The 22,107-nt window shown below is 56.3% G+C and carries 17 protein-coding genes; 11 read left to right on the top strand and 6 right to left on the bottom strand.

Features of this window, described 5'->3' with window-relative positions; genetic code table 11:
- Nucleotides 1-76 precede the first annotated feature (76 nt).
- Nucleotides 77-1,054 carry a lysophospholipid acyltransferase family protein gene (locus tag HQL76_06670; GenBank protein ID MBF0108838.1) on the top strand — a complete coding sequence of 326 codons (978 nt, stop codon included), beginning with the start codon at nt 77-79 and terminating at the stop codon, nt 1,052-1,054.
- A gap of 279 nt (nt 1,055-1,333) precedes the next feature.
- Here HQL76_06670 and HQL76_06665 read toward each other — a convergent pair whose 3' ends face one another.
- The 3 genes from HQL76_06665 to HQL76_06655 all read right to left on the bottom strand — a co-directional run bounded on the left by HQL76_06665 (nt 1,334) and on the right by HQL76_06655 (nt 4,759).
- Nucleotides 1,334-1,939: a hypothetical protein gene (locus tag HQL76_06665; protein MBF0108837.1), complete on the bottom strand. Its 606-nt coding sequence runs from the start codon at nt 1,937-1,939 to the stop codon at nt 1,334-1,336.
- 133 nt (nt 1,940-2,072) lie between these two features.
- Entirely contained in the window at nt 2,073-4,085 is a 2,013-nt protein-coding gene (locus tag HQL76_06660) for a response regulator (protein MBF0108836.1), read from the bottom strand.
- A 35-nt stretch (nt 4,086-4,120) separates the two neighbouring features.
- On the bottom strand, nt 4,121-4,759 hold the full coding sequence (locus tag HQL76_06655) for a hypothetical protein (protein MBF0108835.1): 639 nt from the start codon (nt 4,757-4,759) through the stop codon (nt 4,121-4,123).
- Between the two features lie 135 nt (nt 4,760-4,894).
- On the opposite strand from HQL76_06655, the gene HQL76_06650 reads away from it, so the two are divergent.
- Together HQL76_06650 and HQL76_06645 are read left to right on the top strand one after the other, a co-directional pair.
- Nucleotides 4,895-5,935 carry a bifunctional enoyl-CoA hydratase/phosphate acetyltransferase gene (locus tag HQL76_06650; GenBank protein MBF0108834.1) on the top strand — a complete coding sequence of 347 codons (1,041 nt, stop codon included), beginning with the start codon at nt 4,895-4,897 and terminating at the stop codon, nt 5,933-5,935.
- 32 nt (nt 5,936-5,967) lie between these two features.
- On the top strand, nt 5,968-7,140 hold the full coding sequence (locus HQL76_06645; protein ID MBF0108833.1) for an acetate/propionate family kinase: 1,173 nt from the start codon (nt 5,968-5,970) through the stop codon (nt 7,138-7,140).
- 73 nt (nt 7,141-7,213) lie between these two features.
- On the opposite strand, the gene HQL76_06640 is transcribed toward HQL76_06645, so the two are convergent.
- Both HQL76_06640 and HQL76_06635 read right to left on the bottom strand, forming a co-directional pair.
- Nucleotides 7,214-7,726, bottom strand: coding sequence for a hypothetical protein (locus tag HQL76_06640; protein ID MBF0108832.1), 513 nt, complete (start codon nt 7,724-7,726; stop codon nt 7,214-7,216).
- Nucleotides 7,723-8,331 (bottom strand): NapC/NirT family cytochrome c, encoded by a 609-nt coding sequence (locus HQL76_06635; protein ID MBF0108831.1) that lies wholly within the window; start codon nt 8,329-8,331, stop codon nt 7,723-7,725. Before HQL76_06635 ends, HQL76_06640 begins: the two co-directional genes overlap by 4 nt.
- 703 nt (nt 8,332-9,034) lie before the next feature.
- Here HQL76_06635 and HQL76_06630 point away from each other — a divergent pair.
- The 8 genes from HQL76_06630 to raiA all read left to right on the top strand — a co-directional run bounded on the left by HQL76_06630 (nt 9,035) and on the right by raiA (nt 16,656).
- A complete protein-coding gene (locus tag HQL76_06630) occupies nt 9,035-9,946 on the top strand; it encodes an Rpn family recombination-promoting nuclease/putative transposase (GenBank protein ID MBF0108830.1) in 912 nt (303 codons plus the stop codon).
- A 217-nt stretch (nt 9,947-10,163) separates the two neighbouring features.
- Entirely contained in the window at nt 10,164-11,345 is a 1,182-nt protein-coding gene (locus HQL76_06625; GenBank protein MBF0108829.1) for a homoserine O-acetyltransferase, read from the top strand.
- A 2-nt stretch (nt 11,346-11,347) separates the two neighbouring features.
- Nucleotides 11,348-12,028 (top strand): methionine biosynthesis protein MetW, encoded by a 681-nt coding sequence (gene metW / locus HQL76_06620; protein ID MBF0108828.1) that lies wholly within the window; start codon nt 11,348-11,350, stop codon nt 12,026-12,028.
- On the top strand, nt 12,025-12,555 hold the full coding sequence (locus HQL76_06615; protein MBF0108827.1) for a hypoxanthine phosphoribosyltransferase: 531 nt from the start codon (nt 12,025-12,027) through the stop codon (nt 12,553-12,555). Before metW ends, HQL76_06615 begins: the two co-directional genes overlap by 4 nt.
- A complete protein-coding gene (locus tag HQL76_06610) occupies nt 12,552-13,244 on the top strand; it encodes a phosphoglycolate phosphatase (protein MBF0108826.1) in 693 nt (230 codons plus the stop codon). Before HQL76_06615 ends, HQL76_06610 begins: the two co-directional genes overlap by 4 nt.
- A 13-nt stretch (nt 13,245-13,257) precedes the next feature.
- Complete coding sequence (locus tag HQL76_06605; GenBank protein ID MBF0108825.1) at nt 13,258-14,145, top strand: ATP phosphoribosyltransferase; 888 nt, start codon at nt 13,258-13,260, stop codon at nt 14,143-14,145.
- A 149-nt stretch (nt 14,146-14,294) separates the two neighbouring features.
- Nucleotides 14,295-16,121: a sodium-extruding oxaloacetate decarboxylase subunit alpha gene (oadA, locus tag HQL76_06600; protein ID MBF0108824.1), complete on the top strand. Its 1,827-nt coding sequence runs from the start codon at nt 14,295-14,297 to the stop codon at nt 16,119-16,121.
- A 226-nt stretch (nt 16,122-16,347) separates the two neighbouring features.
- Nucleotides 16,348-16,656: a ribosome-associated translation inhibitor RaiA gene (raiA, locus tag HQL76_06595; GenBank protein MBF0108823.1), complete on the top strand. Its 309-nt coding sequence runs from the start codon at nt 16,348-16,350 to the stop codon at nt 16,654-16,656.
- Nucleotides 16,657-16,842: 186 nt separating this feature from the next.
- On the opposite strand, the gene HQL76_06590 is transcribed toward raiA, so the two are convergent.
- Nucleotides 16,843-22,077, bottom strand: coding sequence for a tetratricopeptide repeat protein (locus tag HQL76_06590; GenBank protein ID MBF0108822.1), 5,235 nt, complete (start codon nt 22,075-22,077; stop codon nt 16,843-16,845).
- Nucleotides 22,078-22,107: the final 30 nt, after the last annotated feature.

Here is a 22,107-nt window from a genome sequence, read left to right as displayed (position 1 = left end):
TGCCGTTCGCCCGTTGATCCATTCGGGGTCCTCTCGATCATCGAGGAGTGTGTACACACCGTGGAGATCCTTGTCCGTGGCTGAGCGGTTTTCTCATCGTCTTGAATGGTGGTTGCTGCGTGCCTTGGCCTTGTGGCTCGACCGTCCGGAGACGGGTGAATCCTGTCGCCGCGCCATGAGGCTTGCGAACCTGGGACGATTCGCCTTGCGCCGTGAATGGGCCTGGTGTCAGACCAACCTGTGGTTGACCTATGGCCCAGGTCTTTCCCCAAAGGAACGACGGCATCTGGGTATCCTGGCTTTTCGCAATATTTTCATGAGTTATGTCGAAGGATTGCAACCCGAGGGGATCCAATGGAGTGGTGTCGATGGCAGTCATCATCTGTTGGAGGCATTTCGTGGAGGGAGCGGGATAATCCTTGCCAGCATTCATCTGGGCGGGTGGGAATCGGGCCTGTTCCATGGGGCGGGCCTTCTGAACCTGCCGATGGCCTGCCTCTATCGACCGGCAAACAATCCGTTGAGCGAACAATTTTTTCAGAAACGCCGGTCGATCTATCCGGTCGAATGGATTCCCCGCGATGATGTCCGGACGACAATCCGGGCATTGAAACAGGGAAAAATCCTGGTGGTGATGACCGACATCAATTTTCGGAACGGGGGCGTGGAAGCCCCTTTCTTGGGACTGCCCGCCCTCTGTCCACCGGGGGCGGGGCGTTTGGCACTGCAAATGGACCTGCCTTTGATTCCAGTCCTGGTCTTCCGCGAGGCTCCGGGGCGCAATCGTATTCAGTATTTGCCTCCGGTCGCGCTCGATGATCTCAGGGGCGGGAAAGATGCGGTGGCACGGGCGACCGATCGACTCAATCGGATTTTTGCTCCATGGATTCACGATTATGCCGAACAATACAACTGGCTGCATGCCCGGTGGCGCGGTCGTCCCGATGGCACGCTATGGCGTCCCAGGATCGAGTCCTGGCCGGAGATGGTCCGGGAACGGGTCGAACCCTTCGCGACGGTTTCCGAGCGGATCCGTGCCTTGTTGCGGCAATAGACTCACATTGATGTGGACCCCTTTGCAAAGACAATTTTTCGTGGAAATAATGTCGCGGCGTGAATATGAGTTTGATCACTCTTTGGCGCTGGCAGGTCAATAAATCAACTTTTCCCTTGCCCACCATCTGAAGAGCCAGATCCCGAACCCTTGGGAGAAACGCCAGATCCCGAACCCTTGGGAGGAACGCCAGATCCTTTAGGAGGAGTTGCCGGGTTCAGAGTGCTTTTCGTTGGCTGATAAGATCCTCTTACTGTGATGACAGGACCTTCAGATCGTTTATTGTTGCTCATCTTGCACCTCGCTATTGTCAAAGAATTCTATCAAAGAAATATCTTTCCCATGAATCAAAATACCTCGCGTACTGTCTATTTTTTCCCTGAAAACGCCGTCATCTAGTTTCCATACTTCTTGGATGTATATCTGATTTTCTTTTGGAAAAGCACTGGCACTTGAGAATTTATCAAATCGTCCACCGATCATTCTTCCATCTGTAAGATGAACAATAACCCAAAATGATTCTTTCTGTCCAAAAATGTAGTCCCATGGCGTTGGAACCAGACTAGGCATCCGCTTAAGAAAAAATTCTTTTTTCGAAATCCAAACCAACAACAATGGCCAAACCACCGGAAAAACGATCAGAGCAAAATAGATGAATAATGCGAAAAGTCTAGGTTGCAATTCCTGAATACCGGAAGGAAGAAAAAGCGAAATCGGATAGAGAAATGCAAAATTAAGTGCTGAATAACTTACGGCTTCTGGTATTGCTTTCATAAAATCTCTTGCTTCTCCAGGAATCAACAAATCGTAGACCTTAATTGAAATGAACCCGGGAACAAACAAAAGCAGGAAGATCGGAATGGATTGAAAATACCATATTTTCATGATGGTTTACCATTTTCACGTCGTTTACGAAATCCAACCATCGGAAAAGCTGTCGCGCAGGCAGACTCCTTTGGAGATATGCTCAAGTAGTCTGGCGTGCCGACTCCTTAGGTAGAATCTCATTTCATGAGACTCAATAGGTGCTGATGTAGTCCGGGACCCAGAAAACGGCGCCGTCGTTGAAGGTCATGGCAGAGACGGGACCGTCGTGGGAAAGGACGAAGGCGATGGCTCCCGGATAACGGGCAACGAAATCGACCGCCGATCCGTGCCGTGTTCCATACTTGGAACGATCGACCTCGCGACCCGAACGGATACCGTCCCGGTTGTCATAAAGAACTTTGCCATACCAGGTATTGGCCGCCAGAATGGCGCCGAAGGCGATTGGTTTGAGTCGGTGTGACATCAGGACCGCGCCATCGATCCGGGTCAGGTGGGACAGAAACTCGGTGTGTTCGATCATGCGCCGTTTGACATCGAGCATCGCCTGGCCGATGGCCTTGAGCCCTTCCGGATCGGAGATGGATCCGGGTGCTCCGCCAAGGTTGCGTCGTTTGATTTCCAGTTGGCAATATTCATCGATGATGTCCACCCCTTCCAGGCTTTCCTGGAGCGGATAACGATCGATGAGGGACTCCTGGATCTTGATGGTATGGCTCTCCGGAAGCCAGATGACGGTACCTCCGGTGTTGTTATCCGAAGATGTTCTCAAGAGAAATAAAAGAACCGAACGGTAAATCTCCCAATAAAAGTCACCGGAACGTGCGTATTCGGAATGGGTGGTCACGACATCCAGGAGGGTCGAGGCGATGATGCAGTTTTCGAAGGGATCGACGACGGGTTCGGAAAAGTGTCCCGATTGAAAATGTGCCAGCATTTTGTCACCCCAGCGGATGACAAGGGAGCCTGTTTTGCGGGTGAAGATCGTCAAAACGTTCAAGGGGCGCTGCTGAAAGGGGAACGGATCGAGCATGCCCATGCCCCGGGTACTGGAAAACACGGCCCCCCAGATTTCCAGGTTTTTCGAATCGTTCTTTCGGGCACGAACGAAAAGAGAGGTCGTCGTCGGATCGAATCCCGGTCCAAGTTTGACAAGCGAATCGACGGTAAAGGGGACCGGGGTGTCGAAACGGATGAACGGAGCGTCAAATCCAGGGGTGCTGGTCAGGAGCGTTTCGTCACCGAGAGCGACGCTGACCTTGACCGGAAGGTCCTCCTCGCGGCGCAGTCCCGCGAGAAAAACATTCTCCATGATCGATTTGACATGGTGAAACCCCCGAAGCCCCGCCCCCTGGGGATGGACGCGGTTGGCCAATGCCAGAATCTGGTCGATGATATGAAAATCGAACAGGGCCAGCCCTTCCTGACCGCCGAGGGCTTTTTTTCGTTCCGTAATATCGCGGATCACTGCGGAGAAAAACATTTTTTTCCCCGCGTACCAGTGGGTGATGGAAATTTCCAGAGGAAATTCCTCGCGATTTTTCCGTTGTCCCATCAATTCCAATAAACGTCCGGCCAGCTTGATTTTGCCCGTTTCCCGGACACGGTTGACCGCTTCGATATGCTGGCTGGCAAACCGATAGGGCATCAGCATGGTCAGGGGGCGATCCAGGACCTCTTCCTTGGAATATCCGAAGGTCAGTTCGGCCCCTCGATTCCAGAAAACGATATTGCCCTGAGCGTTGGCGGTGATGATGGCATCGTTTTGGGAATCGGTTGCCAGGCGAATCTGTTCTTCTTTTTCCCGGAGGGCAAAAAAGGAGGCCTTGTGTTTCAGAATGCGCCGAATGCGTTGCCTGAGAAGGTCCCAGTTGATCGGTTTGGAAACATAGTCCTCGGCTCCGGCCTGAAAAACCCGGTTGATCGCATCGCTGCTGGAAAGCGAGGTGACCATGACGACGGGTACATCGTCGCCACCGGGGAGCGACTTGATCTTCTGGCAGGTGTCAAACCCATCGATCAGAGGCATCTGCGCATCAAGAAGGACCAGATCGGGGTGATGCTGTTCGAAAATCTTGAGCCCTTCGAACCCATTGTCGGCCAAGAGGACGGAAAAGTCGTTTTCCTTGAGGAAGGCTTCGAGCAGTTGCAAGATTACGCAATCATCATCCACAACCAGAATAAGATGGTGATCCTCGTTCTCCATGTCTCTTCCGTCTCCACAATCGAACGACAGTTGGCTTAACGCATCATGGCCAACTCTACCAGTTCTTCCTGGGAAAAGGGATTGCTTTTCAAATCCGCAACCGATTTTTCTTCACTCTTTTGACCGAAGTGTGCCGGATCGGGTATTTCGATGGCCGATTTGAGGATTTCCGGGTCGATGTCGCCAAGGTTGGCAACGGCATGGAACCCAGGGGATCGATGCGGCGTGGACGTTTCCGGTCGGGAAGGACGTGCGGCATCCCGTGGCGATGCGCCGATGGTGAAGGCCATCAATTCCCGGACCACGGCTTCGGTTTCCGAATGCGCCGCCAGAGGCGCGTCGTGCATTCCATGAGGGGGCATTGAAAATTTCAGTCCGCTGGAGGATTGTGGCAACCAGGAAAGGGCGTGGCGGAAAAAGATTGGCGATGTCGCGAGTTCGGACGACATCTCCTCTTCCTGGGAAAACAGAAACAGGTTTCCGTCAAGGGCCGAACCGGCCCGGGCGACAACAAGAAACGAAAAGGCCAACATCAGGTTTCTGCCCAGGGACGACCGCTTCAACCATCGGTCCCTTCTTGCGTTGGCGCTGATGGGTTTGGGGATGATGTCGGATGAAACCATCCCTTCGGTGTCTGGTTCGGTTGTTTCCTGCCTTGATACCGTCGATTCCATGAGTTCCTCCCGAATTGTGTACCGTGATGCCGACACGATCCATCAAAGGGACAGATCCTTGTTGCCAATCGTTAAGCAGGAAAGCAAGTGTTGCGCCATCGATTACGAATAACCCTTGAAAATGGCGCGGCGCACATGGAAAGTGGGACGATGGATTCAAGGTCCATCATGCGGCCTCAATGCGACAACCTTATCAAGGAGTGGCTCATGAACCAACATAAACCATGTCCCGGACCGGATCTGGAGGAGTATTGGCGTTATGACAGCCTGATCGATTCCTGTGCCCCGGTCGCACCCTTGAAAACAGCGGTGATCCATCCGTGCGACTTCGATTCACTTTCAGGGGCCATACACGCCGCCGAGGCGCGGTTGATCGAACCTGTTCTCATCGGCCCACCCGCCCGGATTCGGCAGGTCGCCAGCGAAGCCCGGTTCGATATCGCCTCCTATCGCATCATTGCCGCCGATCACAGCCATCACGCCGCCGAGATCGGCGTTGCCCTGGCGCATGAGGGCGAGGCGGAAGCCCTGATGAAAGGCAGCCTTCACACCGATGAAATCATGGGCGAGGTCGTCAAGAAGAATGGAGGGTTGCGTACCGAACGCCGTATCAGCCATGTGTATTTGATGGATATTCCCGATTTTCCCCGTCCCTTGCTGATCACCGATGCCGCCATCAACATCAACCCGACCCTGGCGGTCAAGGTCGATATTTGTCAAAACGCCATCGATCTGGCTCGGGCCATGGGCATTCCCAACCCCAAGGTGGCGATCCTTTCCGCCGTGGAAACGGTCAATCCCGACATGCCATCGACCCTCGATGCGGCAGCCCTGTCCAAAATGGCCGAACGGGGTCAAATCGTCGGGGGGATCATCGATGGACCCCTGGCCTATGACAATGCCGTAAGCCTTGAAGCGGCGCGGACCAAGGGCATCCGCAGTCCGGTCGCGGGACAGGCCGACATCCTTGTCGCCCCCGATCTGGAATCGGGAAACATGTTGGCCAAACAATTGACCTGGCAGGCTCATGCGGATGGGGCAGGGATCGTTCTGGGGGCGCGGGTTCCCATCATCCTGACCAGCCGTTCCGACAATACCCGTACCCGATTGGCATCGGTTGCCGTGGCAACCCGGGTGGTGGAGGCTCGAAAAAGGGGCCTTCTCAAAAAAGGGTGATCGCATTGTCAGTGGAGGGAGAACAACACGCCATGGTTCCACGGAATATCGCCGTCCTCAATGCCGGTTCCTCCAGTCTCAAGTTTTCCCTTTTCGCGGCAACGGCCAATGGGCCCGTGCGGCGCATCCGCGGCCAGATTTCCGAAATCATGACGGTCCCTGTTTTTTCCGCCCGGGTCGGCGACCGGCAGCATGACCAGACCCTGGAAAAATCCCACGCCGGGCATCATGGCTGTCTGAAATTTTTGCTGGAATGGCTTGGCCAGCACGCCGATGTCCACGCCGCCGGGCACCGGGTGGTCCATGGCGGGGTTGATTTTTGCCGTCCGATCGTCGTGGACGCACACGTCATCCATTCCCTGGAACAATTGATTCCGTTGGCGCCACTCCATCAGCCGCACAATCTTGAGCCCATTCGCGCCCTTTCCCGGTTGTATCCCGGCCTGTTGCAGGTGGCCTGTTTCGATACCGCCTTTCACGCCGGGAAAAGAAAAGAGGCGCGCATGTTTCCCCTGCCCCGGTTTTTGACCGATGCTGGAATCCGTCGCTATGGTTTTCACGGTCTTTCGTATGAATACATTGCCTTGAAACTGCGGGAGGTCGATCCGGTCGTTGCCCGCGGGCGGGTGGTGGTGGCACACCTGGGAAACGGGGCCAGCATGTGTGCCATTCACCAGGGACGGGGCATCGATTCCACCATGGGACTGACGGCGGCGGACGGACTGCCGATGGGAACCCGGTCGGGGGCGCTGGATCCGGGTGTTCTGTTCTTCATGGCTCGTGAACTTGGTCTGCCTCTGGAAAAAATCGAGGATCTTCTTTACCGACAATCCGGACTGCTGGGCGTTTCCGGACAAACCCATGACATGCGGGTTCTCGAACAGTCGGATGATCCGCGGGCTTGCGATGCGATCGATCTTTTCGTCTATCGGATTCAACAGCAGTTCGGGGCCCTTGCCGCATCCATGGGGGGGATCGATGGCGCGGTGTTCACGGCAGGCATTGGGGAACATTCAAGTCTGGTGCGCGGCAGAATTCTTGATGGTCTGGAATGGCTCGGATTTGAACGCGATGCCATGGAAAACGAACGTCATGCCCTGCGCATCACCACGGCACGGTCAAAAATTCCCGCCTATGTCATTCCCACCGATGAAGACCTGATGATTGCCCACCATGTCCAGGGGATTCTCGAAGGAACGCCTTGAGCCTAACCACCTGGATTTCTCTTCGGTCCTGTCGAAAAGGGTGGCCCGAGGAAGCCCCTTGCGCAGGACCGTTTCAGGGCACGACGGGTTGATCCGGTACGCCATTTCCCCAGACATCGGGAGCGGCGCCGCCCAGAAGACCATGACAGTGGTTACACTTGCTTTGAACCTTGTCCAACGCCTCCAATACGGGTTCGGCGGTTCCTCCCTCGATCCGGTGGATCGCGCTTTGATGGAGGGTTTTGATGGATTTTTGGCAATCACGGGCAAGGGACTCGAATGCTTCGGTATCCATCAAAGGATGGTTGCCATCGTTTTCTTGAAGAGAAACGGCCCGGGCAGCGTGCCAGTCCATGGGACCGAGGAGACCAAAGCTGTCTTCAAGGGCCGACACATGACGAACAAGGTTATGGCTGTACTTGAAATCGATCGTCGCCAACATGCGAATGTGCGCGGCATGTTGACGCAGAATGGCGATGACTCCTTGCACATAGGTGTCGCGGTGGGATGGTTCCGCCGATAGCGCCGGGGAAACCACGAAAAGAGATAAACTCAGGGAAAGGATAATGAGGGTTCTCGCGTTCATTTCGGTTGCTCCTCCCCGGGTTTCTTCGGTTCCTCATGGACAACACCCGAATGACAGTCGATGCAGGTGCCATCTCCCTGCTTCATCAGCCGTCCATGTTTGTTGGCGGCGGAACGACTTTGATCGGCCAGTTGCATCGCCTCGAAGGTATGGCAACGGCGGCACTCCCTGGAGTCCCGTTCCTTCATCTTTCCAAGAACATATTGGGCCAGGCGGTATCGTTCCCTTTCAAAGGAAGCCGAATCCGGATAGGTGCCGATGAGGTGATGGTACAGATGACGTCCTCCAACCAGCACCTTGTCTTCAAGCTTTTCCAGATAATCGACCAACCCTTTGCCATGGGGAACATGACAGTCCGCGCACACCACCCGAACCCCGGAATGGTTCTTGTAGTGAATGCTTTCGCTGTATTCCTTGTAGACCCCTTCCATTTCATGACATGAGATGCAAAACTCCAAGGTGTTCGTGGGACCGTCCATGACGAGAAAATGAAAGAGAAAAAAAACCATACCCCCAAGAACAAGACCGCCCAGAACGGCCAGTGGCAGCGTGGCGCCACGATTGTCGGCCATGGCCCGACGGTTGTGAGGTTGTTTGTGGGACATACAGGGCTCTCCCCGAGGCTACGGTATTCTTCATCTTCCCAGTGTACTTCGGAATTCCATCACTGTCCACACAAGACAAGCAGTACACACAATCCATCGCGCACCAGGCATTACGTCTTCGGTTCCGCCGTGGATGGAATCAGACAAATTGATGGAAATCTGGTGACTGAATTGTCTCCGAATTTCCGTGGAACTTCTCCGCCATTCCCTTGTCCAAGCCGATATGGGGGCTGAAGGGAGGGGTTGTCGGCAGACTTGGGGACGGGAAAGGAGACGGCCATGCATATCGCACATATCGAGAGTGGAATCCATGGAGACAAGGAGGAACTCGACTGGAAGAAGGTGATCCTTCCTGTTCTGTTGTTTTTGTTCACCCTGCTGGCTTTGTCCTGGGTCAGCGTTTGATGGGGTCAGCCCGAGGGCGGAAATTTGGGGACAATCCTGTCCATGGGACACTTTGGGACCTTAAGACAGGATTCAGTCCCCGGATTCCGTTTTCGTGAAAATTCGGGGACGCTATATGTTTTTTGGAAAAAATTTGCACGGGTTCAGGAGGTGATGAAGTCTTTGCGATCAGCGCAAACAGTCCGGTCCGAATCACTTCACAACCCGATTCCGACTGATCCTGATTGACGGCACACCCTTTCCACAGGACAATGAACCACCGGACACGCCTTCTCTGATCAACGGCAAGGAATAGATCATGAAATTCATCGATCCACGTATCGACTTTGCCTTCAAGAAAATTTTCGGCAGCGAAGACGCAAAGGATATCCTGATCTCCTTTCTGGAGAGTCTGCTCGGGTTGGATGGGGATCGGCGTATTGTGGAGTTGACCATCCTGGACCCGTTTCTGGCGCCACGCATCAAGGACCTCAAATCCTCTGTTTTGGATGTGCGCTGCAAGGATCATCGCGGCATTTCGTATGTGGTAGAGATGCAGATGGAGAAGGTTGCCGGGTTTCTCAACCGCATCCAATACAACAGTGCCAAGGCCTATTCTGGACAGATCAGCAGGGCTGAAGACTACCCCAAATTAAGACAGGTCATCGCGATCACCATCACCGATTTTATCCTGTTCCCAAACTTCGACCACAGCGTTTCCTGCCACCAGTCCCAGGAAACCATCACCGGCGATTCGTACCTGAGCGATATTGTCCATTATTTCGTGGAGTTGACAAAATTCACGAAAACCTTGGAAGCGTGTGACGGAATCCTTGAGAAATGGATTTATTTCATCCGCCATGCCGAAACCCTGGAACGGGTACCCGACCAACTGGATCTGCCACCATTTCGGCATGCGTTTGAAAAAGCCATGATCGCCAACATGACGAAAGATGAGCTGGACCTTTATGACAAGGCTGGAATCGCCATTGCCGACGCACGAGGACGTATCGAACTGGCACGGAAAGAAGGCATTCAAATCGGTGAGCGGAGAGGAGAACAAATTGGCGAAGCAAAGATCCTGACCCGCTTATTACAACACCGTTTTGGCAAATTGCCTGAATGGGCCAGCGAAAAAATCGCCAACGCCGAACTGCCCATCCTGGAGGCGTGGAGCCTTCGATTTGTGGATGCCAGGTCCCTGAAGGATGTATTCGCGGAATCAATATGACGTCACTGAATGTTTCGGCTGTGACTTGGCCCGGCGAGATCGATTTGGCTCCGGACGCCATGTACGACGAGATCAAGGCAAACGGCGAGTGGGTGTTGTCCTGACCTGGTGCCAGAATGACCCCTTGACGACGGGAAGAAACCGATGGAAAATCCCAAGGTTCGCCGAAAAGCCGCCATCATCGGGATGCGAAACCATCCATGAATTCCAGACCACCATGAATTCAACCTCCACGAACGATCCCACTTCCGTCGGTCTGGTGACGACACAGACAGTCACCCTGTTCGACCAGGGAGAACCATTGCGCCTTGACAGCGGGGCGACCCTGCAACCGATCCAGGTGGCCTATGAAACCTATGGCCGGCTCAACCATGATAAAAGCAACGTCATCCTCATCTGTCATGCCCTTTCGGGCAATGCCCACGCCGCCGGTCGCCATCATCCGACCGATACCAAGACCGGTTGGTGGGATGGCTATATCGGTCCTGGAAAACCGTTCGATACCGATCATTTTTTTGTCATCTGCGCCAACAATCTGGGGGGGTGCGACGGCACATCCGGTCCATCGAGCATCAATCCGGCAACCCAGACCCCCTATGCCCTGAACTTTCCCCTCATCACCATCGGCGACATCGCCCGGCTGCAACGGTCCCTGCTCCTCCACCTGGGAATCGACAAGGTCCTGGCCGTGGCGGGAGGATCGATGGGGGGAATGATCGCCCTGCAATGGGCCCTGGATTATCCCGACAGCATCGCCGGCGCCCTGATCATCGCCTCCACCCCCAGACTTTCGGCCCAGAACATCGCCTTCAACGCCGTCGCCCGTCAGGCCATCACCCAGGACCCCGATTTCAACAATGGCAACTACTACCATGGACCCAAACCGGAACGGGGATTGTCGGTGGCGCGGATGATGGCCCACATCACCTATCTTTCCGAGAAGGGGCTCCATGAAAAATTCGGTCGCCGTCTGCAAAACCGCGAATCCTTCTCCTTCGCCCTGGAAACCGACTTTGCCGTCGAATCCTATCTCAAGCATCAGGGATCGACCTTCGGCAAGAAATTCGATGCCAATACCTATCTCTACATCACCAAGGCGATGGACTATTTCGATCCCTTTCCCGACCCCGAAACAACCGCCCGCAGGCTCAAGATGGTCCGTGCCCGCCTGTTCGTCATGAGCTTCGATACCGATTGGCGCTTCGACAGTTCCCGATCCAAGGAGCTGGTCCGCATTCTCAATCTGCACCAGAAGAACGTTTCCTATCAGGAATTCCATTCACCCCATGGCCATGACTCCTTCCTCCTCCAGGATCATGAATACGCCCTGTCCATGGCCACCTTCATCAACCGGTTGTACAATGAACAACTGCATCCGCCATCCCAAAGGAATTCATGAGCATGCCCCACCGCCATGATCCTGCGCACGCCGCCCATGTCCACGCCTCCGACCTGCGTATCGACCAGGAGATCATCGCCACCCTCGTCGCCAGGGACGCCAGAGTGCTCGACCTTGGCTGCGGTGACGGACGTCTCCTTGAATTCCTGATCAAAAACAAGAATGCCCGCGGCTTTGGCGTCGAGATTTCCTCCCAGGGAATGCATGCCTGCATCGCCCGCGGCCTGCCGGTCTATCATGGCGACATCGATCAGGGACTGTCGGATCATACCGATGGCGCGTTTGATTATGTCATCCTGTCGCAGACACTTCAGGCGGTTCGTCGGCCCCGGTTCGTCATTCGCGAAATGTTGCGCGTCGGCAAAAAGATCATCGTCTCCTTTCCCAATTTTGGCCATTGGAACATTCGCCTGAAACTCCTGACGACCGGTCGCATGCCCAAAACACCGATGCTTCCTTACGAATGGTTCGATACGCCAAACATTCGCATGTGCTCCATCCTCGATTTTCAGGACCTGTGCCGGCAGATGGGGATCAACATCATCGAACAGATTCCCCTGGCCGCCTGGGGGGGACCGCCGCGCAGCCCCCTCAAAAGACATCTGGTCGATATTCTTCCCCGGACCGTGGCCAACCTCCTGGCCCCCGTGGCGGTGTTCCTGTTGGAAAAGGGAAAAGGATGACCTCTTCCCACCTGTCGAAATTTCTCGATGAGGAAATCATCCGGCAACGCATCACCCTCATGGCGGACGAACTCCTTCCCAGACTTCAACCCGATCCGGTCGTGATTGGCGTCATGAAGGGGGCCTTCATCTTCACCGCCGACATGGTCCGCGCCTTGTGCCGCCTGGGATTGGACCCCGAAATCGATTTCATCACCGTCTCTTCCTACCGTTTGGGGTTGACAAGTCCGGGAACAATCGAAATCCTTCTCGATCATACCCTGGACGTGCGTCATCGGCAGGTTCTTCTCCTGGATGACATCATCGATTCGGGATTCACCATGAACGCCGTGCAAAAACATCTTCGCGAGAAGGGAGTACAAGAATTGATCAGTGTCGTATTGTTGAACAAACCCTCGCGGCGACAGATTCCGACGCCGCTCGATGGTCACTGCTTCGAGGTTCCCGATCAATTCATCGTCGGCTATGGCCTCGACCATGCCAACCGCCATCGCGGTCTGCCCCATCTGGCCTGGATCCGGTCATGACGTTTTTTTCCCAATGCCGGACGATCCTGTTCGATCTGGACGGGACCCTGGTCGATTCCGCCCCCGACCTGTGGCACGCCACCAATCATACCCTGACCCGCCGGGGACATTCCGCCCTCCCCCTGAATCTGGTCCGCGATTATGTCGGCAACGGCGCCCGCTATCTTCTGGCGCGAGGATTCTGGGGCATCAACGCCAATCCACCGGAAAACGATCCCGATTTCGAAGCGGCGGTCGCGGACTTCATGGACTACTATCGCATTCATATCACCGATCATTCTTTTCCCTATCCCGGTGTCGTCGCATGTCTGGAAACCCTCCATGACCTGGACCTGCCCATGGCCGTCGTCACCAACAAACCGCAATCGCTGGCCCACCTGATGCTCGATAAACTCGACCTCACCCACTATTTCAGGACCATTGTCGGTGGCGATACCCTGGAAGAACGAAAACCCCATCCTCTGCCGCTCCATCATGCCATGAATCAACTGGGGAGCACGACATCGGAGACGCTCATGATCGGCGACTCCGAAACGGATTGCCTTGCGGCCCGGAACGCGGGGTGTCACCTTCTTCTGGTCAGTCACGGCTACAACCGCGGTCTGCCCCTTGAAGATCTTCAGCCGGATGCGATCATGCATCATTTCAACCAACTCACTGGCCTCCTGGGTTTGACCCGGGGGGGATAACGGTTTTGATTCCATGGACACGACACCTCAGTTGAAACTCGGAATTCCCAAGGGAAGCCTTGAAAAGGCGACCGTCGAACTCTTCGCCCAGGCAGGGTGGAGCATCGCCATCAATTCGCGCAATTATTTTCCCGCGATCGACGACCCGACCCTGGTATGCAAACTCATGCGGCCCCAGGAAATGGCCCTCTATGTCGCCGATGGCACCCTGGACGTGGCGCTGACCGGATGGGACTGGATCATCGAACGCGACTGCCAGGACAAGGTTGCCGATGTCGCCACTCTGGAATACTCGAAAAGCTCCAATAAACCATGCCGCTGGGTTCTGGTGGCCCCGGAAAATTCCCCCATTCGGGGCATCCAGGACCTCCAGGGAAAACGAATCGCCACCGAATTGCAAAGTTTCACCCGGAGATATCTCGAAGAACGCGGCGTCGCGGCAGAGGTGATTTTTTCCTGGGGGGCGACCGAGGCCAAGGTTGTCGAAGGTCTGGTCGATGCCGTGGTGGAAATCACCGAAACGGGTTCCACCCTTCGCGCCCATCGGTTGCGCATCGTCGAGGAACTCCTGGAAACCCGTACCAAACTGATCGCCAATCCCAAGGCGATGGAAGATCCCTGGAAAAAAGCCAAGATCGGGCAGATCGCGCTGTTGCTCAACGCCGCCCTCGATGCCCGGCACAAGGTCATGCTCAAAATGAACGTCCCCACCCTGCATCTCGACCAGGTGTTGGCCCTTCTTCCCAGCATCCACTCCCCCACGGTCAATCCGCTGCTTGACCCGGAGTGGCGCGCCGTCGAGACCGTCGTCGATCGAAGCCTGGTCCGAGACCTCCTTCCCAGGTTAAAACAGGCGGGCGCCATGGGCATCCTGGAATTCGACTTGAAGAAAGTGGTATGATTTTTCGGAAACGCATGTATTTTGTCCAATCGTTCCAGAATTCTTCAACGATCGTGGTAAACTTCCGATGGACACCACACCGGTCGTTCGTTGACAATCGTTACCCGCTTGGCCTTTAACCAACAGACGTCAGGAAGCAAGGAACCAACATGAAGAAAAAGCCCCTTGGAATTACCGAAGTCGTTCTGCGGGACGCCCATCAATCGTTGCTGGCCACACGCATGCGCATCGATGACATGCTGCCCATCGCGGCAAAACTTGATCAGGTTGGTTACTGGTCTCTGGAAACATGGGGTGGCGCCACCTTCGACTCCTGCATCCGTTTTCTCGGTGAAGACCCTTGGGAAAGACTGCGGCGCCTGAAGGCCGCCATGCCGAAAACGCCCATGCAGATGCTTTTCCGCGGACAGAACATCCTGGGCTACCGGCACTATGCCGACGATGTCGTCGAAAAGTTCGTGGAACGTTGCGCCACCAACGGAATGGATGTCTTTCGCATTTTCGACGCCATGAACGATGTGCGCAACCTTGAAACCGCCATTCGTTCCGTGGTGAAGGTGGGCAAACATGCCCAGGGAACCCTTTCCTATACCACCAGCCCGGTCCACAAGACCCAGTTCTGGCTCGACATGGCCAAGAACCTGGAAGACCTCGGATGCCATTCGATCTGCATCAAGGACATGTCGGGTCTGATCAACCCCTATGCCGCAGAAGAGTTGGTCAGCAAACTCAAGGAAACGGTCAAACTGCCGATCGCCATGCACTGTCATGCCACCACCGGCATGTCCACCGCCGCCATCGTCAAGGCCGCCGAGGCAGGCATCGACATGGTCGATACCTCCATCTCCTCCATGTGCATGACCTACGGCCACTCCGCCACCGAATCGGTCGTCTCCATCTTCGACGGATCGCCGCGCAGCACCGGATTGGACATCAAGCTTCTGGAAGAGATCGCCACCTACTTTCGCGATGTGCGTAAAAAATACGCCAAGTTCGAAGGCAGCCTCAAGGGGGTCGATTCGCGGATTCTCGTGGCCCAGGTTCCGGGTGGCATGTTGACCAACATGGAAAGTCAGCTCAAGGAACAAGGGGGGATGGACAAGTTCGATGCCGTCCTGGAAGAAATCCCCCGGGTACGCAAGGATCTGGGCTACATTCCCCTGGTTACCCCGACCTCGCAGATCGTCGGCTCCCAGGCGGTGTTCAACGTCCTGAGCGGCGAACGCTACAAATCGATCACCAAGGAAACCCGGGGGATCCTCCGTGGCGAGTATGGCGCCACTCCGGCCCCGGTCAACAAGGAGCTTCAGGCCCGGGTCCTGGAAAAAGGAGAAAAGCCGATCACCTGTCGCCCGGCCGATCTGATCGAGCCTGAAGTGGAAAAACTGACCGCCGAATTGAAAAAGCTGGCCGCCGAGAAGGGAATTCGTCTGGCGAGCGATGTCATCGATGACGTGATGATCTACGCCCTGTTCAGTCAGGTTGGCTTGAAGTTTCTGCAAAACCGGGACAATCCGTCCGCCTTCGAACCGGCCCCCGGTACCGAGGCAGCCAAGCCTCAGGCGGCCCCGGCGGCAGCGGCAGCTCCGGCAGCCGCCGCCGACAGTGCTGGCGGCAACAAGCGAATGGTGTTCATCGGCGACATGTATGCGTTTGGTGGTGGCCAATTCGCCCCTCTTCCTCCAGGTCAGAAGGAAACCCGGGGAAAAAGGTCCGCAGCCCCCAAATCGGCAGCGGCTTCCGCTCCAGCCGCCGACGGCAAAAGCACGACCGTTCCTTCGAATCTTGCCGGAACGATCTGCAAGGTGGTTGCCGAAGTGGGAAAACAGGTCAAGGTCGGCGATGTCATCGTGGTCATCGAAGCCATGAAGATGGAAGCGGAAATTCACGCCCCCAGGGCGGGGACGGTGACTGCCATCAATGTTGCCAAGGGTGATCTGGTCAACGTGGGTGCTCCGTTGCTGACCATCGAATAAACAAATCAAACACCCCTGTCCGGAAGGTCATGCAGGTTATTCCGGACAGGGATTCACTGTCGCCATCCGCGCATAGGCTCAAGCGTCTTTTCCCGGGTGGCATGATTCCACGCAGCAGAAATGAACGTCCCTGCTTCGAGACGCAAGATCCCAAGGAAAGAAATGCCGGGGGGATGCCGACATCGTCTTGGAGGGACGAAATCTGGACACAAGGAAAGATAATCCCATGGAAATCAAACTGGAAGGCCGCCAACTGGACATCGGCGACGAGTTGAGGGATCGGATCACCAAGCGACTGGAAAATCTGGACCAACGTTTCGGTCCCATCACCAGTGCCCGGTTCACCATTGAAAAACATGCGCACAAGAATGAACAACGTGCCGAAGCCAAGGCGGTCATCAATGTCCCCGGCAGCACCATTACCGCCACCAAGGAGTCGGCAACGGTCGTTTCCGCCGTGAATGAAACCATCGATACCCTGACGGAAGAACTCAAGGCCCATACGGAACGAAAGAAAAAAAAGGCGCCCCACTGAAGATCCAAAACCCGGGTTACAGAAGAACGATACGACGGAAAAGGTCCCTGTGCGGGACCTTTTCTTTATAGAATTCTTCGTCTTGAATCTGCGCGAATCTGCGAAATCCGCGGATAGCGGGTATGTCGTGAATCCGCGGATTTCGCAGATGAACGCAGATTTTTCAAATTACGGATCGCCTGCTTTTCAACGTCCCATCATCATGAACGCCGACCAGATGTAGGGCGCTTTCCATTCGTCCGAGGCAATCATTTGCAACTGGGTTTCCCGCAAGGCTTTGTGGGGTTCCATTCCCTGGTTCAATCGTTGATAGAATCGAGACATCAATTCCTGGGTCCCCGCGTCGCTCACTTCCCACAGGGAAGAAATGACCGCACCGACCCCCGCCTCCTGGAACGAACGCCGCAGACCATAAACCCCCTCGCCCTCGTGGATTTCTCCCAATCCTGTTTCACAGGCCGAAAGCACCGCAAGCCGGGTTCCGGAAAAATCGCGTCCCATGACTTCGAGGGCGGTCAGGACGCCATCATTGTCGGTATCGATCTCCCCAAGGAATTGGGCATTGGAATTGATCCCCGCAAAGGCCAGGCCCGAACGCAAAAGCGGATTGTCTCCGGGGGGGACGATCTGGATGTCGGAACTCCGTTGCAACTTGAGGAGCCGTTTTCTCAGGTTATCGTCCGGCTTCAAGAAAAAGCCATGGGTGGCGATATGCAACACCTCCGGCGGTCGGGTCAGTTCGTTGAACACCTTCTCCTGGGCATCGTTCCGGGTCAACATTCTGTTTTTCTTTTTCCCGGTTTGCGATAATTTGGAAATCAGCGCCCCTTCCTTTTCCGCACCGGGGAGCGGGTCGAACCGCAGTCCCCGCATTCCCGAGGAAAAAGCCCGGAGGCCCGCCTTGAGGGAAGCAGAACGCTTTCGTTGCTGCTCGTTGACGCTGGTGTTGGCGGCGACAATCTGGTCGAAATTGTAGTCAGGACCCGCCAGAATCAAAAATTCACCCGTCGAAGCCGGGACATCCGAAGGGATCAGGTCGCGGCTGGAACCCAAAAGATGAATATCGGTCCCCTGGGTCAGATACTGCTCCTTCTCATCCACCAGGGCGGGAAACGGAAGAATGTTGAGAATTCCATCGGGCACGACATAGACCGCCGACCGCGTCCCGATCATCCGGGATATGGGCTGCCAGATCAGTGCGTAGGCGTTCTGTCCCAGTTCGACGAGTTCATCATTGTCGGCTTCCTCTTCCTGGATGACGGATCGATAATTGAGAACCGCCTTCTGGATGGCCTCCAGGTCGGAAAGGACCACAAGGTTGAATTGCGCCTGATCTTTGTTCCTGGTCAGCACTCCGGCCAGCATTTTCTCCTTATCGCCCTCCCGGAAGACGAGAAAATCAACCAGCGCCGAATCGTCGGGAAGGTGTTCGATCAGTTGATTGACGAGAATGTCACTGATGGAATGGCGAAACCGGCTGCTCGACTGGCCCAATTGAAGTTGCAGTTCATTGATACGGTTCTCCAATCCCTGGATCCGTTGCAGATGGGTATCCACAGTGTCGGGGGAAGGACCGGCCAGAGTCAACGCGGCCAGATCCTTGCGCGTCTGGGTCAGCTCCCTGGCGAGGGCTTCCAGTTGCGGATCCTGCGTCATGTGGGCAATCTGCTGGATCTCGGAGGTGATCTTGAGGAGAATTCCCTTCCGTTTCAAGGCAACATTGATCGCCTCGCGACCGGCAGTCGCCGCATCCAACCGGGTCAGCATGGCCAGATAGTCGTCCAGTTCGGGCCGGTGCAAACGGATATAACCCTCGCGGGCGTTGTCTCCCGCCGACCAGAGCATGCGATTGAGAAATTCGGTCCTCCGGGAAAAACCTTCCTGACGAACCTGGAACGCCCCCTCGATATCCTTCTTCTTTTCCAGGACCGTGGCCAGGGTGTTGATGGTTTCGAATGTGTACGGGTGCAGACGCCCCGCCACCTGATCGTCGAGGGCCAGGGTTTTCTTCAACAATTCCTCCGCCTCCTGGTGCCGTCCCGTCTCCTGGTACAGGTTGGCCAGATCATGCATGGAACGCAAGGTGTCCGGATGCCTGGGTCCCAGAACCTGGGTCCGTAACGCGAGGGTCTTGTCGAATAATTCTTCCGCCTGTTTCAGTTTGCCCAGGTGTTGCTGGACCCGGGCCAGATTGTTCAGTCCCTTAAGCGTCCGTTGATGGGATTCACCCAGGGTTTCCCGCCAGATCGTGGCAATTTTTTCGAACAGAGGCAATGCCTTGGCATATTCCCGTTGCAGAAGGTACAGGTAGGCCAAATTGTTGACCACGGCAAGCGTGTCGGAATGTCGGGGACCCATCAGATGACTCGTCCCCTCGATCACCTGCTGATACAGCGGTTGGGCCTCATCGAAGTTTCCCTGGCTTTCATGCAGCAATGCCAGATTGTTCTTCGCCGTCATGGTGGTGGGATGGCGCGGGCCAAATACCTGCTCCGACAGGGTCACCGCCTGGCGCAACACCGGTTCGGCGTTGTCGTACAATCCCGCCGCTTCCATCATCTGTCCCAGATTGTTCAGAACGGTAATGGTGGCGGGGTGTTTTTCGCCAAATATTTTCTTGTAGCTTCCCAACGCCTCGTTGAGGCCTCGTTCCGCCTCGTCATACAGGCCCTTCTTTTCCTTGATGCCCGCCAGATCGGTCAAGGCGGCCAGTGTCCCCGGATGCTCCGGGCCGGATCGGGCTTTCTGTTCCTCGAACTGGATCTGGGTCAGAGACTGGGCCTGATCCAGTTCTCCAAGGTCAAGATGGACCCGGGCCAGAACGGTCCGGGCGTCGGACTGGAGAAAACCAAGGGCATGGCTGTCATTTTTGATCTCTTCCAGAACCGAAAGGAGCAGTTTCTTGGCCTCGGCATATTTTCCCAGATCGCGGAACACCCCGGCCAGGGAAACGTTACCGCCGACGGTCCGCGGATCCTGTGTGGCAGTGACCCGGGAAAGGATCGCCTGGGCCTGATTCAGGTTCGCCAACGCCGCATCGAAATGGCCCAGGGATCGTTGCACCTCGGCGAATTGTTGCAGGCAGGTTGCCGTTTCAGGATGGTGGAATCCGTAGGTCTGGGCAACCAGAGGACAGGCGGTTTTGAGAATCCGATCGCTTTCGGCGGCATTTCCCTGATTCTTCAGCACCCGTGCCAATGACAGATCGGTGTGCAGCTTCAACGGATGGCTGGTCCCGAACCCCTTGCCATACCGATCGGTGATCTCCCGGTAGGCAGCCGCGGCGGGTTCCAGTTGCATTCGCGACTCCATCAATTCCGCCAGCAGCGTCCTGGCCGCCAGGGTTTCGGGATGGGTGTCGCCCAGCACCTTGGATCCAATTTCGGCGGATTGCCGGAACAACGGTTCGGCGGCATCGAGCTGGCCATTTTGCACATGCAGGTTGCCCAGTTCTCGCAAGGTCAGAATGGTCGAGGCGTGTTCCGGCCCCAGATTGTTCCTTGCCAGTTCCAGGGATTGTCGTCCCAGATCGATCGCCTGGGGCAGGTCGCCCTTGCCGGCGGTATCGATGGCCTGCTCCAGCAGGTTGGTCCAGGTGGAGGCAATGTTGGCCTTGTCGGGCTGGATGACTCCGGCGGCGGCCAGCTTTTCATCGACCCAGGACTGGAAAAGCCCTGCAATTTCCCCGATCCGGTCATTGGCGAAGGTCGCCTCGTTGACATTCCCCTGCAACGCCGCTCCCTGGGCCGCCGCTTTGAAAAAGGGAAGGGCCGCGGCGGGTTTCCCCGCATCCACCGTCAGAACGCCCAGACGTTTGGCAATTTCCGGATTGCCGGGATCGATTTCATGGGCCCGGGTCAGATGGCGCAACATGGCGCCGACATCTTTTTTCCCTTCCGCGGCCAGCGCAAGGTTCAATTCATCCTTCGCCTTTCGTTGATTGGTGGCATCGACTTCCTTGACGACCGGTGAAACAAGAAGTGGATGGGATCCCTTGGTCTCGTCCGGTTTCGTCGTGCCATTGGGTTCGGAAACCTTCTTCCGCCACTGATCCGCGGCGGATGGAGGTTGTTTGCCGGACGAATTGCCGGTATTGGCGGCGAGAACGATCTCCTCGATCGGTTCCTGTTGTCTCGTGCCGCGACGTGCCGACGGGGCTGGCGTGGCGGGATCATCTTCCAACGCCAGACGGGCCATTTGCATCGAAGAAGGGGTCTGGACCTGGCTGGACGGGTCGGCGGACATTCCGGGAGACGTGACTCGGGATGCGGAAATGTCGGTGACCACCGGGTGGTTGCCTGGGGGGGGCGATGTCTCCGCCATGGCCCATCGAGGTCCGTCGAGGGAAACAGGTTTCAGATGCGCCAGTTGCATCTCGGGGGAAGGAACTTCGGGTCGGCGGACAAGGGCGTTCATTCCCCGTCGCGCCCGGTCGATCTCTTCGGGTGACAGGCTGGCCATCATCCTGTTTTTCGCTTTTCCCGCCGCACTCTGCCCCTGTCCCGCCGCCAGAGTGTACCATTGCAAAGCCCTGACCGGATCCTCGGGCGTTCCCGTTCCCTTTTCCAGGAGCGTGGCCAGAAGGTATTGCGCCTCGGGATGGTTCTGGGATGCCGCCCGTTCCAGCCAACCGACTGCCTTCGCCGGATCTTCACGGGTTCCCATTCCCGTCAGGATCATGGAGGCAAGGTTGATCTGCGCCCGGGCATGACCCTTCTTCGCCGCTTCCTGGAACCAGCGAAAGGCTTCCCTGGTGTTGGGACTGACGCCAAATCCCGAAAGATACATGGTGCCCAGGTGATTCTGCCCTTCCGGATCCCCCGCCTGGGCTGCCGCGCGGGTTTTTTCGAACAGGGCCGATACCCGTTTGTCGCCGGTGGAGGCAGGATTCCGCGGAACGGCGGCCATAACGGCGGGCGCTTTCCCGACGGAAGAGTCCAGACGTTCGGTGGATTGCCGTTCGTGTCGGGGTTGGCTCGTGACCTGGGGCGGGTGCGGAGTTTGCACCGATCCTGACGTATTTGTCCGTTGTTGGACCTGATGCGCCTGCTGGACGGGAGGGGTGGCGGGCCAGGGGGTGCCGGTCAGACGCGACCAGTCGGAACGGGCCTCCCGGCTTCCCTGTTCCCCTCCCTTTTGGTACCAGCGTTGCGCCTCGGAACGATCGGCGACGACCCCGATGCCCCGTTCATGAAGCAGTCCCAGGAGTTGGCTGGCGGGGCCGTGTCCCAGATCGGCGGCCTTGGCGATCCAATGGTGGGCCTGCTTGAGGTCTTCCGCAACCCCTTCTCCGGTCATGTAGAGCATGCCCAGGTTGAGGCTTGCCAGGGCATGGCCCCTGCGGGCGGCGCGTTCGTACCATGCGGCGGCGGTGGACGGATCGTAGGGAGCGCCGATGCCGGTGGCAAACATGGTCCCCATCCTGTTTTCCGCTTCTCCGGAACCGGTTCG

The sequence above is a fragment of the Magnetococcales bacterium genome, from assembly GCA_015228815.1.
GTDB lineage: Bacteria > Pseudomonadota > Magnetococcia > Magnetococcales > UBA8363 > UBA8363.
Note: the sequence above shows the minus strand (reverse complement) of the source record. Positions and strands in the feature narration are given on the sequence as shown.